Annotated in this window: 16 protein-coding genes; 7 read left to right on the plus strand and 9 right to left on the minus strand. The window is 61.6% G+C overall.

Features of this window, described 5'->3' with window-relative positions:
• Positions 1–38: 38 nt before the first annotated feature.
• The gene (locus RY1_RS20295; protein ID WP_072805856.1) at positions 39–992 is read right to left on the minus strand and encodes an HpcH/HpaI aldolase/citrate lyase family protein; all 954 of its coding nucleotides are present in this window, start codon (positions 990–992) and stop codon (positions 39–41) included.
• Between the two features lie 283 nt (positions 993–1,275).
• Between RY1_RS20295 and RY1_RS20300 the strand changes: the two genes are divergently transcribed.
• From RY1_RS20300 to RY1_RS20325, 6 genes are all read left to right on the plus strand, one after another.
• Positions 1,276–2,031 (plus strand): IclR family transcriptional regulator, encoded by a 756-nt coding sequence (locus RY1_RS20300; RefSeq protein ID WP_072805984.1) that lies wholly within the window; start codon positions 1,276–1,278, stop codon positions 2,029–2,031.
• 127 nt (positions 2,032–2,158) lie between these two features.
• Positions 2,159–3,322 (plus strand): acetyl-CoA acetyltransferase, encoded by a 1,164-nt coding sequence (locus RY1_RS20305; RefSeq protein WP_072805857.1) that lies wholly within the window; start codon positions 2,159–2,161, stop codon positions 3,320–3,322.
• Between the two features lie 12 nt (positions 3,323–3,334).
• Complete coding sequence (locus tag RY1_RS20310; protein ID WP_072805858.1) at positions 3,335–3,784, plus strand: Zn-ribbon domain-containing OB-fold protein; 450 nt, start codon at positions 3,335–3,337, stop codon at positions 3,782–3,784.
• A 38-nt stretch (positions 3,785–3,822) separates the two neighbouring features.
• The gene (locus RY1_RS20315; RefSeq protein ID WP_072805859.1) at positions 3,823–4,656 is read left to right on the plus strand and encodes a MaoC/PaaZ C-terminal domain-containing protein; all 834 of its coding nucleotides are present in this window, start codon (positions 3,823–3,825) and stop codon (positions 4,654–4,656) included.
• On the plus strand, positions 4,656–5,471 hold the full coding sequence (locus tag RY1_RS20320) for an alpha/beta fold hydrolase (protein WP_072805985.1): 816 nt from the start codon (positions 4,656–4,658) through the stop codon (positions 5,469–5,471). The genes RY1_RS20315 and RY1_RS20320 overlap by 1 nt, the downstream gene beginning before the upstream one ends.
• The gene (locus RY1_RS20325) at positions 5,468–5,956 is read left to right on the plus strand and encodes a nuclear transport factor 2 family protein (RefSeq protein ID WP_072805860.1); all 489 of its coding nucleotides are present in this window, start codon (positions 5,468–5,470) and stop codon (positions 5,954–5,956) included. Before RY1_RS20320 ends, RY1_RS20325 begins: the two co-directional genes overlap by 4 nt.
• 224 nt (positions 5,957–6,180) lie before the next feature.
• Here RY1_RS20325 and RY1_RS30185 read toward each other — a convergent pair whose 3' ends face one another.
• From RY1_RS30185 to RY1_RS20335, 3 genes are all read right to left on the minus strand, one after another.
• Positions 6,181–6,483 (minus strand): aldolase/citrate lyase family protein, encoded by a 303-nt coding sequence (locus tag RY1_RS30185; protein ID WP_072805861.1) that lies wholly within the window; start codon positions 6,481–6,483, stop codon positions 6,181–6,183.
• Positions 6,470–6,613, minus strand: a complete 144-nt coding sequence (locus tag RY1_RS30190; RefSeq protein ID WP_169914770.1) for a hypothetical protein — start codon at positions 6,611–6,613, stop codon at positions 6,470–6,472. Before RY1_RS30190 ends, RY1_RS30185 begins: the two co-directional genes overlap by 14 nt.
• Before the next feature lie 62 nt (positions 6,614–6,675).
• Positions 6,676–7,251 (minus strand): TetR/AcrR family transcriptional regulator, encoded by a 576-nt coding sequence (locus RY1_RS20335; protein WP_072805862.1) that lies wholly within the window; start codon positions 7,249–7,251, stop codon positions 6,676–6,678.
• Positions 7,252–7,346: 95 nt separating this feature from the next.
• Here RY1_RS20335 and RY1_RS20340 point away from each other — a divergent pair, with 95 nt between their 5' ends.
• Complete coding sequence (locus tag RY1_RS20340; protein ID WP_072805863.1) at positions 7,347–8,366, plus strand: aldo/keto reductase; 1,020 nt, start codon at positions 7,347–7,349, stop codon at positions 8,364–8,366.
• Positions 8,367–8,463: 97 nt separating this feature from the next.
• On the opposite strand, the gene RY1_RS20345 is transcribed toward RY1_RS20340, so the two are convergent.
• The 5 genes from RY1_RS20345 to RY1_RS20365 are packed head-to-tail and all read right to left on the minus strand — an operon-like array spanning position 8,464 to position 13,323.
• Positions 8,464–8,940: a RidA family protein gene (locus RY1_RS20345; RefSeq protein ID WP_072805864.1), complete on the minus strand. Its 477-nt coding sequence runs from the start codon at positions 8,938–8,940 to the stop codon at positions 8,464–8,466.
• Positions 8,937–10,595 (minus strand): M24 family metallopeptidase, encoded by a 1,659-nt coding sequence (locus RY1_RS20350; protein WP_072805865.1) that lies wholly within the window; start codon positions 10,593–10,595, stop codon positions 8,937–8,939. The genes RY1_RS20345 and RY1_RS20350 overlap by 4 nt, the downstream gene beginning before the upstream one ends.
• Positions 10,596–10,628: 33 nt before the next feature.
• Positions 10,629–11,402: an ABC transporter ATP-binding protein gene (locus tag RY1_RS20355; RefSeq protein WP_072805866.1), complete on the minus strand. Its 774-nt coding sequence runs from the start codon at positions 11,400–11,402 to the stop codon at positions 10,629–10,631.
• A gap of 25 nt (positions 11,403–11,427) precedes the next feature.
• The gene (locus tag RY1_RS20360) at positions 11,428–12,447 is read right to left on the minus strand and encodes an ABC transporter substrate-binding protein (RefSeq protein WP_072805867.1); all 1,020 of its coding nucleotides are present in this window, start codon (positions 12,445–12,447) and stop codon (positions 11,428–11,430) included.
• A gap of 21 nt (positions 12,448–12,468) precedes the next feature.
• Positions 12,469–13,323: an ABC transporter permease gene (locus RY1_RS20365; protein WP_245819800.1), complete on the minus strand. Its 855-nt coding sequence runs from the start codon at positions 13,321–13,323 to the stop codon at positions 12,469–12,471.
• Between the last annotated feature and the right edge of the window lie 3 nt (positions 13,324–13,326).

Below are 13,326 nucleotides of genomic sequence, written 5' to 3' on the forward strand. Positions count from 1 at the left end.
GCCGGGCTTACCGTCAGGTAGGCCCGGCTCGATCGTGCTCACCCGACGGGTCGTGTGAACGAGGTAGTGCGATTCATCGACAGTCGACGCCCGCGCTCGGCCATGGACAGCGCGATCTTGGCACTCGCTTCATCGATCATCTCGTCTCCGAGCATCACTGCTCCGAGGCCACCGCCTGCGTCGGACGTGTAGTACGCGTAGGCCTCGAGGATCAACTCTGCCTTGTCGTACGCTTCCTGCGGCGGTGAGAAGACCTCGTTGGCGGTGGCGATCTGCCCTGGGTGCAGCACCCATTTTCCGTCGAACCCGTAGGCGGCCGCGCGGTGAGAGTACGTGCGATACCCATCGATGTCGTAGATCTTCGCGAACGGGCCGTCGATTGCCTGCAGCCCGTGTTTACGCGCCGCTACCGCGATAGCCATGAAGACGTGGTCGAAAGGGTTGTGGCCGTTGTCGAATGCTTCGCCGATCGTCAGTTGCGGCATGTGCATCGCGGCGCTGAAGTCGCCCGGTCCGAAGATGATCGTCTCCAGACGTGGCGTCGATGTCGCGATTGCTTCGATATCGCTCAGCCCGCCCGGTCCCTCGATCTGAGCCTCGATTCCGATGGTGCCGACCGGCAGATCCAGGGACAATTCGAGCTGGTTCAACAGCGTGTTGAGCCAATGGATGTGCGCGATCTTCTCCACCTTGGGGAGCATGATGCAATCGAGGTGCGCGCCGGCGCCCACGACGATATCGATGACGTCGTCGTAAGCCCAGCGGGTATCGGCGTCGTTGATTCGAACCACCTTGGTCTTGCCCGTCCAGTCGCCGTCCCGCAGTGCAGCGACGATGTTCCCGCGCGCACCGGGCTTCGCGCTGGGCGCGACCGAGTCTTCCAGGTCCAGGAATATCTGATCGGCGTCGAGGGTCTGTGCCTTCTTGATCATCTTCTCGCTGCTGCCGGGAACTGCCAGGCAGGAACGACGTTTGCGGTACGGGCGTGGCATAGGTTTCTCTTTCGTTCGGGTAGGACGACTCGGGATCCGGTTGAGGCGTCAAGATCCACTATGTTCCATTATGCGGCATGATTAGTCTCTATGCGGCACAAATGAGGTTGCATGACGCTACCTGTAGCTGTCAATGCCTCACCTGAGGTGCCGGGGCCGGAAGGGTTGGGCAGGCGCCGACTGACCCGAAGGAAACTCGGAGCGTTGTGCCGTTATGTGGTACAAAATTCTCATGGCAGATCAGGATGTACAGGTTGAAGAGACTTCGCGTGACTCAGGTGGGATGCGAAGCCTGATCAGAGGGCTGGAGGTGCTGGAGATCATCTCGGAGCACCAGCCGATCGGAGTCAGCGAGCTCACGCGGATGCTGAAAGTGCCCAAGTCGACCGTGCAGCGGACATTGATGTCGTTGGCGCAGGCTGGTTGGTTGCAGCTGGCCGGGTCCGAGAGGACCAGGTGGGAGCTGACTCATCACGCCTGGGTCATAGGCCAACGTGCAGGCAAGACCGCGTCGCTGCGGGAAATAGCGTTACCGGTGATGCGGGTGCTCGGGGAGTCGACCGCCGAGGCGATTCATCTCGGCGTTCCGGATGGGACGCAGAATGTGGTCACCCTCGAACGTGTCGATTCGACTCAGGCTGTGCGCGTGTACAACCCGCTCGGCGCAACCTTCCCCTTCTACTCCTGCTCCAGCGGAAAGGCGATTCTCGCCTACTGGCCGGAGTCGAAGGTGGATGAGGTTCTGTCTCGTCCGATGCACAAGCTGACCGACCGGACAACGGTGGATGCTGCCGTGCTTCGCGCGGAGTTGCTGCAGGTTCGAGAGCGGGGCTATGCCCTCAATACTGCGGAGAATCGTCCAGGCGTCTGCGCCATCGGTGCGCCGATTCTGGATCGAGACGGGTATGCGGTTGCGGCACTCTGCATCTCGATTCCCCAGGACCGATACGACTGGAGGCACGTGCCGCAGTGGGGTGAAGAGCTGACTGCGAGCGCGGCCGTGATCGGTCGTGAACTGAGCGCATCTGCCGGGGGCTGACGCGAAGGAGGCGATGGTCCGGCAGCCTGTCGCGTCGGGATGGTTGACGATGGGCTGTGCCATGGCCTAACTTAAATCTGGCACAGCGTCCCGTATTGCGGTACAAATCGGTGGTCGAGAGGAAACAATGAGCAGACAACCTGTGATCGTCGGGGTGGCCGACCATCCTCTGAACAGAGGGCGGTTGGAACCGGGCGGCACGCCCCTGTCTGCTCAGGCCAGGGTTGCACACGCTGCTCTTGCCGAAGCAGGGCTTTCCCTCGGCGACGTCGATGGATTGTTCACCGCTGGTGCCTGGGGCATACCGGGGCCGGGTCAGTGCCCCACGATGACGCTCAGCGAGTACCTCGGTATCGCACCGCGGGTCAGCGACTCGTCGAACATCGGTGGTGCATCGTTCGAATCCCACGTTGCGTCGGCATACCGTGCCATCGAGCAGGGTGATTGCGACGTCGCGCTCATTACGTACGGCAGCACGCAGAAAAGCGATCGGAGCCGATCGCTGGCCGGGCGTGCGCCGATCTTGACCATGCAGTTCGAGGGGGTATGGGGGATGCCGATGCCGGTTGGAGGGTACGCCCTGGCCGCAACGAGGCACATGCACCAATACGGCACCACCCGTGAGCATCTGGCCGAGATCGCGGTGGCGACCAGGAAATGGGCCGCGTTGAATCCGCAGGCCACTCGCCGGGAGCCCCTGAGTATCGAGGACGTTCTCGACAGCCCCGCCATCAGCGATCCCCTTCATCTGCTGGACTGCTGCCTCGTCACCGACGGCGCAGGCGCAGTGGTGCTGACCACCGAGGATCACGCCAGGGCGCAGGGAGTTTCGCCGATCTACGTTCGTGGATACGGAGAATCACAGACGCACTGGACCATCGCGTCGATGCCCGATCTCACTACGCCGCCGTCGGCTGCGAGCGGGCGGCGCGCGCTCGAGATGGCAGGGGTGAGTCCGTCGGACATCGACGTTGCCGAGCTCTACGATTCCTTCACCATCACGGTTCTGTTGACGCTGGAGGCCATCGGTTTCTGTGGTCCCGGCGAGGGCGGAGCCTTCGTGTCGAACCAACGTACCGCTCCTGGAGGGCAATTCGCCCTCAATACCAACGGCGGCGGATTGTCGTACGCCCATCCAGGCATGTACGGCATCTTCCTTCTCACCGAAGCTGTGCGTCAGCTTCGAGGGGAATGCGGTGATCGTCAGGTGAACGGTGCGCGCACTGCGCTGGTCAACGGAACCGGCGGAACCCTCTCCAGCGCGTCCACCTGCGTGCTGAGCAACTACTGATCGGTGAATCCAATGACCATCGAGATACCGACCATCGAACGACCGCTTCCGGTCATCGACGAAGATTCGCGGCCCTTCTGGGAAGCGACAGCGCGGCACGAACTCCGAATTCAACGATGCCGCGATTGTGGGCAGCATGTGTTCTTTCCGCGGCTGGTGTGCAACCACTGCTACCGAATGTCTCTGGAGTGGGTCGAGGTCACCGGCACTGGGACCGTCCACTCGTTCACCATCGTCAGACGCGCTCCCCATCCGGCGTTCGAAGCCAAAGTCCCGTATGTAGTGGCCTTGGTCGATCTTGCCGAGGGACCGAGACTGCTGACCACCGTCGAGACCTCCGACGTCGACGACGTTCGTATCGGCCAGCCCGTGCGAGTGAGGTTCGAGGACATCGCCGAGGGCATCACCCTTCCGACCTTCGAGCCGGTGCCTGCGCAGGACGGCCCGACCCCCAACGAGTAGGAGAACCGATCATCGTGAATGGGCCTACCTTCACAAGCTTGTATTTCGAAGATCTCTACGTCGGACAGACGTTCGTCAGTGGCGAGCGCACGATCACCGAATCTGCCCTCGAGGCGTTTGCCGACGTCAGTGGCGATCGCAGTGCCATGCATACCGATCCCGAGTACGCAGCAGGCACGCAGTTCGGGCAGCGCCTCGTGCACGGACCACTCGGGCTGTCGATGATCTTCGGATTCATGCACGAATTGCAGGTATTCGGCAACATCGTGGCGCTTCTCGACGCGCACTGGTCTTTCCCAGCGCCGATCTTCGTCGGCGACTCCCTGCATTTCGAGATGACCATTGTCCGATGTCGTCGGACATCCGCGGGAGATCGGGGTTATGTGAACCGTGATGTGCGACTGATCAATCAGGACGGTGTGGTTGTTCAGGCCGGCACCACCGCGTGCCTGATCGAGGCGCGTTCGAGCGACGCGTCCTCGGATCCGGTGGGCAGAGACTTCTGCACCATTCCGTGGGGCCGTGCCTTGGCGGAGTTGCTGAGCAACGATCCCGAATTCAGCTCTGCAACTGCATCGTTCGATGGCACAGTCGGTCTGGAATCGGGTGAAACCCAAGTGCAGTTACGTATCTATCGGGGGAAGATCATCGAGGTCACCAGGCGTACGCCGCAGGGAGCGACCTTCGTGATCTCGGGGACGGAACGTGCGTGGATCGACCTTGCGCTGAGCGAACGAGACGATTACGTCGTTCGCACCATCGGGAACGAATTTCATACGACTGGAAATGGTTTCGAGTACCTGCGCTTGACCAAGGCCGTGCAGCTGATCTGGTCCAGCGTCAAGAAACTTGCAGCGGGAGAACAGAAATGATGATTGAGGCCCAGTATCTCGAGATCGACGGTCGGCTGGCGTATGTCGAACAGGCAGGAACCGGGCCGGCGGTACTTTGTATTCACACGGCAGGGCAAAGCGGTGTGCAATGGCGGCACACGATCACGTCGCTGGCAGAACTGGGTTATCACGTCATCGTTCCCGATCTTCCCGGACATGGGCGGTCCGAACCAGCATCGGACGGGCCGGTGGCCGACCTGTCGCGGTACGCAGACTGGTGCATCCGTCTGTTGGACCTGCTCGAGGTGCAACATCCCTTCGTGGTGGGGTGCTCGATCGGCGGAAAGATCACTCTGGACATCGCAACGAAGATCTCGGACAGACTGGCGGGAATTGTTGCGATGGCTGCTGATTCGCACAACAACGGTCAGCCATCCGCATCGCTGGAGCGAACGTTGGAGGATGCGTCGGCACCGAGTCGCTCCGATCGCACGTACTACGGAACGCTGGCGTGCATCGGCCGATCGGTGTCTCAGGAGAAGACCGAGATGATGGCCCTGATGCATCGACGAGAAGACCCGGCCGTGACGACGTCGGACCTCATCGGTTGGGCGCGGCTCGACCTGAGGTCCGCGCTGCCGTCCATCTCCTGCCCGAGTTACCTCGTCGTCGGTACGGACGACTTCTGGCTGGACATCGAGAATGTCCGGCGGACAGCGGATCTCGTTCCAGGATCGAACTTTGTGCCGCTCCAGGACATCGGGCACTATCCGATGGAGGAAGTGCCGGAGTTCAACGAACTTCTCCGTGGCTGGCTGGAGACCATGACATCGGCACGGGTCTTCGCACCATGATCGATATCGAGCAGCGACTGGGCCGGCTCGAAGATATCGAACAGATTCGAAATCTGACCGCACGGTACTGCCGACATCTGGACGATCGCAATTGGGACGCTCTGATGGAGCAGTTCACTCCCGACGGTGAATTCGACGGCTTGTCGCATCTCGTCGGTCGCACCGAGATGCGAGCATTCTTCAGCTCGCTTGTCTCTCAGGGATTCTCGGCGGTGTGGCATTTCACCGACAACGTCGAGATCGAGGTGGACGGTGACAGCGCGGTAGTCCGCTCGTATCTGTGGCAGCCGTTCGTATCGGACGGAGTTTCTTCCATAGCGGCGGGTCGCTACACCGATCACGTCACGAAGGTGGACGGGACATGGCTGTATCGAATCAAGCAGGTTCGATTCAACTTCTGGGTCCCGCTGGCCGATGGGTGGGATGAGAACGTGTTCTCCAACGAGTCCGCTCGGAGTGCGGCCGTCGACCCGTCACGAAAATGAATCAGCGGACCGGGGCGAGGTTCGAGGCGCCGCCGACGTGTCGATTCTTTCGGATCCATGTCCGTCAGCGACACACCGAGCGGTACCTCACACGATGCCTCTGGTGTGCAACGCGTCCTGCTCTTTCCGTGCGACGCCGTACGAGGCCAGGATTTCTGCCGTATCGGTACCCTTTCTGCGGCCCGTGAACTTCACCTGGCCGGGAGTGTCGCTCAGCCGGAACATCACATTCGGGAATCGCACCTCGCAACAGCGTCCACGGAACATTTTGCGATCATGATGCCGTCGATCCCGGTCCGTGCGACCGCAGCGAGGTCCTCCGCGAGGAATTCCGGTGTCACCCGAACCCAGACTTCGGTGCTGGAATGGCGCCGAGTATCCAGCCAGCGCGCGACATCTCGACGAGCGGACTCTTTCTGCGACAGCGGAACAGCATCCTCTGGATCGATGATGATCGCATCGGACTCTCCACCGATCGCTTTGTCGACAAGAAAGAGCGTGGAGCATCGTGCGTCATCGTGTTGCACGCGCTGTCGCTGGCCGCTCGAGTATGCCGATTGCAGCCCGATCGTCGTGATCCGTTCGGCTCCGCAGCGTTTCGTCGAGCGAAACGATCTCCTGCGGGGGATCGTAGAGAAAGTTGTTCGCTGAGAACATGTTTCGAAGTGTAGCGCGAACGAAAGCAGTTCAGGAACCCTCATCGGCGATTCGCGGATCGGTCAATGAAGACGTAGCCCGTCGACGAGCACTCCGGTCATTCGGCGGGCGTCGTAGCGTGGGTCTTTGCCCGCGCCGATGCACAGGTTGCCGACTGCGTACATCAGTTCCAGTGGGCTTTGGCCTGGCGAGATGTCTCCGGCATCGGCTGCCGCGTCGAGCAAGGTGCCGCAGACGGGCACCAGGCGCTCGAGGAAGTACGCGTGCAGCGTGCCGAGAGTTGTGCTGTCGGACTGGACTGCCTCGGCGAGGCCGTGTTTGGTGACCAGGAAGTCGACGAACAGGTCGATCCACCCCGCCAAGGCGTCGTGTGGAGAGTCTCTGTCCGCCAGCAGCTTCGGGGCGGCCTCGGCGCACGCCTCGACCTGGTGGCGGAAGACGGCCACGATGAGGTCGGCACGTGTCGGGAAATGCCGGTAAATGGTTCCGACGCCTACTCCGGCACGTGCGGCGATCGTGCGGACGGGCACGTCGACGCCGGCGTCGACGAAACAAGTCGCCGCTGCTGCCAGTAGAGCAGCCTCGTTGCGCCGTGCGTCGGCCCGCTTGTGAGGAGCCGCTCCACTGATCTCGACCACTGCAGCTCCTCTTCGACAAGCGGAACATGGTTCCGTATGGTTGTAATCGGAACCTGGATCCGTTTATTCGTATGTTAAACCACCGAGGAGACATCATGCAGTACCGCACTTTGGGACGCACGGGTGTGCAAGTCAGTTCCCTCGCACTCGGCGCGATGAATTTCGGTGCGCTCGGACGCACCGATCAGGACGACGCCACCGCCATCGTCGATGCCGCGCTCGACGGTGGCATCAATGTGATCGACACCGCGGACATGTACAGCCAGGGTCAGTCGGAGGAGCTCGTAGGCAAGGCGATCGAAGGCCGTCGCGACGACATCGTGTTGGCTACGAAAGCATGGGGTCCGATGGGCGACGAGCGGAATCATCAGGGCAGTTCTCGTCGATGGCTGGTGACGGAGCTGGAGAACAGCCTCCGCCGGTTGAACGTCGATCACGTGGACCTCTACCAGGTCCATCGCTGGGATCCGAACACCAGCGACGAAGAGACACTGTCGGCGCTGACCGACCTCCAACGCGCAGGCAAGATCCGCTACTTCGGATCCTCGACATTTCCCGCTTACCGCATCGTGCAGGCGCAGTGGGCGGCACGGAAGTATCACCTGGGTCGTTACGTCACCGAGCAGCCTCCGTACTCGATCGTGCAGCGCGGCATCGAATCCGAAATCCTCCCCGTGGCCGAGGAGTACGGCATGGGTGTACTGGTGTGGAGTCCGTTGGCCGGTGGATGGTTGTCGGGCGCAATCCGAGTGGGGAAGAACGCAACCTCGAATCGCGCGAGCCTGATGCCCAGCCGGTACGACCCCGATGTTCCGGCCAACAAAGCAAAATTGGATGCTGTCGAGAAGCTGGTCGCGGTCGCTGACGCCGCCGGCCTGACCTTGATTCAGCTTGCGCTCGGATTCACGACGGCACACCCAGGCGTGACCAGCGCAATCATCGGGCCACGCACCGTCGAGCACCTGCACGCCCAACTCGCTGCCGCGGATACCGTCCTGTCCAGCGACGTCCTCGACGCGATCGACGAAATAGTCGCTCCCGGTTACGATTTCTCGCCGGAAGAGAACAATGTGCCCATCCCTGCTTTGAGCAACTCTGCCCTGCGTAGGCGCTGACATGGCGTGAGTACCCAGATCGGGTGTGACACTGCGTGAGTTCGCACTTATGCAGGCAAAACCGCGGGATATGTCTGCATAAGTGCGAAGTCGGCGGCTACTGCCGCACCGCGACGATGGCTTCGAGTTCGACCAAGGCGTTCTTCGGGAGTACATGCGTGGGCAATGTCGTCCGCGCATGGCGGCCCGCTGCACCCAGCACGTCGATCAGCAGTTTCGACGCGGACTCGGCGGCGGTCGGTTGATCGGTGTAATCCGGTCCGCTGGCGATCCACACGTTCAGTTTGAGCACCTGTTCGACATTCTCGAGACCGACGGCCTGGTCGATTCTGGCGAGCAAGTTCAGCGCGGCGACCTCCGCTGCGGCGGACGCGTCCGCTGTTGTGGCGTCCTCACCCGCGCGGCCGCTGAGGACCTCGCCGTTCGGGGTACGCGAGATCTGCCCCGACAGATACAGGACGTCACGGTGCTGGGTCCAGGCGTCGTAGGAGTAGGCGGGGGCGCCGAGTTCCGGGAGGCTCAGATTTCGTTCGGCCAGGCGGAGCTTCGGATCGATCGTGCTGGTGTCGGTCATGCCTGCGTCCTGTCGCGTCGGGTGAGAATGTAGGTTCGATCGCGTCCGATGAACCACAGATCTTCGGTGCCGATTGCCACGTCGCCGTAGCGCCAGGGGATCTCGGCTGCACCGAAAGACCCGACGTCGAGTGCGTGCTTGTATCCCGGACGAAGCTCGTTGGCGAACGATTCCTGTTTGCCCATGAGATGCCCGACGTTGCGGCGCCGGTAGATCGTGTTGAAATCTGTTTCCTCGCCGAGCATTCCGATCTCGATCATGCGGGGGAGATGCGGAGCCAGGAACTGCAGCGTTCCCTCGTGCACGTCCTCGCAGACGACGCCGGGGCGCAGCTGGCCGATGATGCCTTCCCTGACGACCGTGAAGAAGAACTCGTACGCTTCCTTGGCGGCGGGCGTACGCGGCAGGGAACGCGCCATGTCGGATGTTGCGACGACGACGCCGTCGATGGTCACCTGAACCCCTGCATCGAGCTGGATGCATGTGGTGTCACCGTCGATCGGGAAGTCGACGGGAGGGCCGGGGAACAGCATGCGGTTCGAGGAGTGCAGATTGGTGAAGTACGGTTCGACGTCGAACTCGATGGAGTTGTCGCTGGTGAACTTGTCGATGAAGTCGACGTAGCGGCCGTAGATGTCGAGCTCGGTGAACTCGGTTCCCGCCTCGATTTCTTGTTCGGCCCAGGACAGCGCTTCCTCGATCGCGTACACGCTCGTTCTGGCCGCGATCACCTGGAACGGGAGGTCTTCGTGATCGCGGATGTCACGCCAGTGTCCGAGATCGGTCGTAGCAGCGGTCAGGCTCAGACCCGCATCGGTGAGTTGCCCGGCGACACCGACAGAGATGAATTCTTCTTCGATACCGATCCGCCCGCCCGGCACCAGCGCAGCGACGGCCTCACCGAGCGACGTGTAGTCGCCGACGGCATCGCCATAGCGGCCCCCATCACCGGTGGTCACCACGAAAACTTCGTCGCTACCCGGCACCCATACCGCGACGTCACCGTTGCCGGACAGGCCGGTGACCTCGGAGAAGTTCGGAGGTGCTGTCAGCACTAGTCCATCGATATTTCGTTCGGCAGCAATGGATTCCAGGCCCGAGAATCTGGTGTCTTCGGCGCCGAAGTTCTCGCTCAGGCCCTGCAGATGTGGAATGTCTGCGACCAGATCGGCAGCGGCCACAGCGCCGCGTCGACGCCACTCGGTGAATCGACTGACGACGTCCACCGTCGAAACAGCATGAACACGAACAGGACTCGGATCGATCGGTTCGACGGACACCGTCAGGCTCTCGGCGAGCGTCAGCTGGTGGCTGTACACCACGTCGGCGTCGAGCAGCACCGTGTCACCGTCAGCCAGTTCCTGTACCAATGCCGTCAGAGTCTGCGCGACGACGACATCGGCGATCGGGCGCGGATCGATTGTCACCCACGGGGCGTAGAACCGAATGCGTTCGGATGGAACGCCGGCCGACAGTACGTTGCCTTGTTCCTGTTGCCGGACCAGCAGGGTGAGGTCAGCTCCGTCACGCGATGCGATCAGCGGCGTGACCAGTGGATGAGAGTCCAGCCGGATGGCAGAGAACAACAGACTCTTGTGCGGGTGCAGGCCGAATTCGTCGGCGAGGGTGTCGAGATGTGCGGATAGCCGCAACATGGATACTCCTGTCGTTGGAAAAGTGTTCGGGGGTCAGCTGATACCTGCGGTGACCCCGATGTGGGATTCGACTTCACTGACGTAGTCGGCGAAGACGGGCGAATAGCGGTGTTCTTTGCTGCGTGGCCTGGGCAGGTCGATGGTGATGTCGGCGATGATGCGGCCAGGGCGATCGCCGACGACAACTACGCGGTCGCCCAACCAGACGGCTTCCGAGATGCTGTGCGTCACGAAAACGACGCTGCAGCCTGCCTTGTGCCAGATGCGCTGGATCTCGAAGTTCATGGTGTCGCGGGTCATCGCGTCGAGCGCGCCGAAGGGTTCGTCCATCAGGAGCAATTCCGGATCCGAGACCAAAGCCCGACAGATTGCCACTCGCTGCTGCATGCCACCCGAGAGCTCGTACGAGTACCGCTTGGCCTTGTCCTCCAGACCGACCATCTCCAGCAGCTCGAGCGCTCTGGCCTTGGATGCGTGATCGCGAGTGCCGCGGAACTCGAGAGGTAGTAGGACGTTGTCGAGGTTGTTGCGCCACGGAAGAAGGACCGGGCTCTGAAACACCATGCCGATTTCCTCGACGCCCGCGGCGATCGGGGCACCCTTGATGAGCACTTCGCCCTCGGTTGTGGCCTGCAGTCCCGAAATGGTTTTCAGCAGTGTCGTCTTGCCGCTACCGGATTGACCGACGATGGAGACGAATTGGCCGTGCTCGACGTCGAAGTCCACGCCGCGCAGCACTGCGTTGGTATCGCCGTCGCGCGATCGGAAGGACACGCCGACGTTGTTCACTTCAACTGCCTTGTTCATTGCTTACTCCCAGTCGGGTAGGCGGTCATGGTGCGGAGATGTCGCCGGTGGGCAGCGGGTCGATGTAGTCGTTGCTGTAAACCTGTGCGGGGGTCAGCGTCGAGTTCGGGTCGAGGCCGAGGAATTCGCGTGACACGTCGAGCATCTGTTGCACGCCTTCGTCGGTCATGACACCGAACGGTTTCGATTCTTCACCTATGCGGTTGTTGAGGGCGCATTGCTCGTCGAGCGCGAGCACGACGGTGCTGGTTTCGTACCCTTGGACCTCTTTGTGGAACGAGTCGGCGGCTGCTTCCGGGTTCTCGCAGGACCACAGGTATGCCCGCTGCAGTGCTCTGTTGAACCTCGTGACCTTGTCCGGGTTGTTCTTCAACTCCTCGTTGGAAAAGATGATCCCGTTCCCGTACAGGTCGATACCGAGGTCGGACCACTTCAACACCACAGGCACTTTTCCGAGCGAGTCGATCGCAGGCCCGTCCGAGACCGACAGAGCCAAGTTCGCATCCCACTGGCCCGAGACCAATCCTGGAATCTTCGCACTGCTGGCCGCATGAATGACGTCGACGTCGCGATCCGTGAGACCCAATTTGCTCAACGCGTACGGCCACATGGCTGTCATTGCGCCTGCGCCCTCGGTGGCGATGGTCTTGCCGGGCAGGTCGTCCCAGTCGTGAATGTCGCCGTCCGACATCCCCACTACGGCGTATGCCGATCGGGCCTGCAGGAGGTCGACTTGCGTCACCTGAGCGCCGCGACCTTGGTTGAGCACGGTGACACCGAAATCGGCCCACCCCGCGTCGACCTTGCCGGTGTCCACTGCTGCGACCGTGTTCCCCGAACCGGATCCAGGCATGACGGTGACATCGAGCCCCTCCGCGTCGAAGAACCCTCGGTCCACGGCTGCGAAGAAGGGTGCGTGCTTGGGCAGATATCCGACGTCGACCATCAGTGACATCGAGTTTTCGGAACCTGTTGTGCTGCAGGCAGTCAGCGGGGCGAGCAGGGCTGCGGCGACCAGAACTGGCAGCACTCGGATCTTACGCATGGTGGTCTCCAGGATGATTGATCATTTCGCGTGGGACTTCCATGGCATGAGCTTCTTGCCGGTGAAATCGACGACGAAGAACAGGACGAGTGCGATCGCGGCGAGTACGAAGAATGCCGCGAACATCGCGGCCAGATCCACCTGACTGTTGGCGAGCATGATGACGTAACCCAGGCCCTTCGAGCCTGCGATGAACTCGCCGACGACGGCACCGCCCACCGCGAGCGAGATGGAGATCTTGGCACCGGAGAAGATCGACGGCAGCGCGTAGATGAACTCGATCTTGGTCAGACGCTTCCACGTCGAGGCCCTGTTGATTCGTGCCAGTTCTTTGAGCTCGTGCGGGACAGTGCTGAGGCCGTCGAAGGTATTGATCACCAACGGGAAGAACGCGATTGCCATGGCGACGAACGCTTTCGACTCGAATCCGAAACCGAACCAGACGATGAACAAGGGCGCGAGTGCGACCTTGGGAATAGTGTCGATCGTGACCAGTGCTGGATACAGAAAGGTCCTGATCGTCGGTGAATAGTGCAGTAGCGCACCGCACACGACACCGAGCAACGTGCCGCCGACGAAGCCTGCCAAGGCCTCGCCGATCGTGACCCATGCATTCGTCATGAAATAGTCGAAGCGAGAGAACAATTCAGCAAAAGCGGCGATCGGGCCGACCAGAATGTATTCGGGTGGCCGGGTTACTACTACGGCCAGCTGCCACAGGCTCAGCAGGCCGAATATGCCGACAACTGCTTTGATGCCGGTGAGGAGAGAGTCGCGGCGAGGCCACCGCCTGCGGTGCGCGAGAGGTTCTGGTGGTTCTGTCGTTGCCGGGGGTGTGGCGGCTACGGGGCTTGTCTGCGTCTCAGATGCTGTCATGGC

Source organism: Rhodococcus yunnanensis NBRC 103083 (genome assembly GCF_001895005.1).
GTDB lineage: Bacteria > Actinomycetota > Actinomycetes > Mycobacteriales > Mycobacteriaceae > Rhodococcoides > Rhodococcoides yunnanense.

Excerpts from the sequence above, each read along its gene's own strand:
- RY1_RS20295 (WP_072805856.1), bottom strand. The coding sequence starts at position 992 with ATGCCACGCCCGTACCGCAAACGTCGTTCCTGCCTGGCAGTTCCCGGC.
- RY1_RS20300 (WP_072805984.1), top strand. The coding sequence starts at position 1,276 with ATGCGAAGCCTGATCAGAGGGCTGGAGGTGCTGGAGATCATCTCGGAG.
- RY1_RS20305 (WP_072805857.1), top strand. The coding sequence starts at position 2,159 with ATGAGCAGACAACCTGTGATCGTCGGGGTGGCCGACCATCCTCTGAAC.
- RY1_RS20310 (WP_072805858.1), top strand. The coding sequence starts at position 3,335 with ATGACCATCGAGATACCGACCATCGAACGACCGCTTCCGGTCATCGAC.
- RY1_RS20320 (WP_072805985.1), top strand. The coding sequence starts at position 4,656 with ATGATTGAGGCCCAGTATCTCGAGATCGACGGTCGGCTGGCGTATGTC.
- RY1_RS20325 (WP_072805860.1), top strand. The coding sequence starts at position 5,468 with ATGATCGATATCGAGCAGCGACTGGGCCGGCTCGAAGATATCGAACAG.
- RY1_RS30190 (WP_169914770.1), bottom strand. The coding sequence starts at position 6,613 with ATGTTCTCAGCGAACAACTTTCTCTACGATCCCCCGCAGGAGATCGTT.
- RY1_RS20340 (WP_072805863.1), top strand. The coding sequence starts at position 7,347 with ATGCAGTACCGCACTTTGGGACGCACGGGTGTGCAAGTCAGTTCCCTC.
- RY1_RS20345 (WP_072805864.1), bottom strand. The coding sequence starts at position 8,940 with ATGACCGACACCAGCACGATCGATCCGAAGCTCCGCCTGGCCGAACGA.
- RY1_RS20350 (WP_072805865.1), bottom strand. The coding sequence starts at position 10,595 with ATGTTGCGGCTATCCGCACATCTCGACACCCTCGCCGACGAATTCGGC.
- RY1_RS20355 (WP_072805866.1), bottom strand. The coding sequence starts at position 11,402 with ATGAACAAGGCAGTTGAAGTGAACAACGTCGGCGTGTCCTTCCGATCG.
- RY1_RS20360 (WP_072805867.1), bottom strand. The coding sequence starts at position 12,447 with ATGCGTAAGATCCGAGTGCTGCCAGTTCTGGTCGCCGCAGCCCTGCTC.
- RY1_RS20365 (WP_245819800.1), bottom strand. The coding sequence starts at position 13,323 with ATGACAGCATCTGAGACGCAGACAAGCCCCGTAGCCGCCACACCCCCG.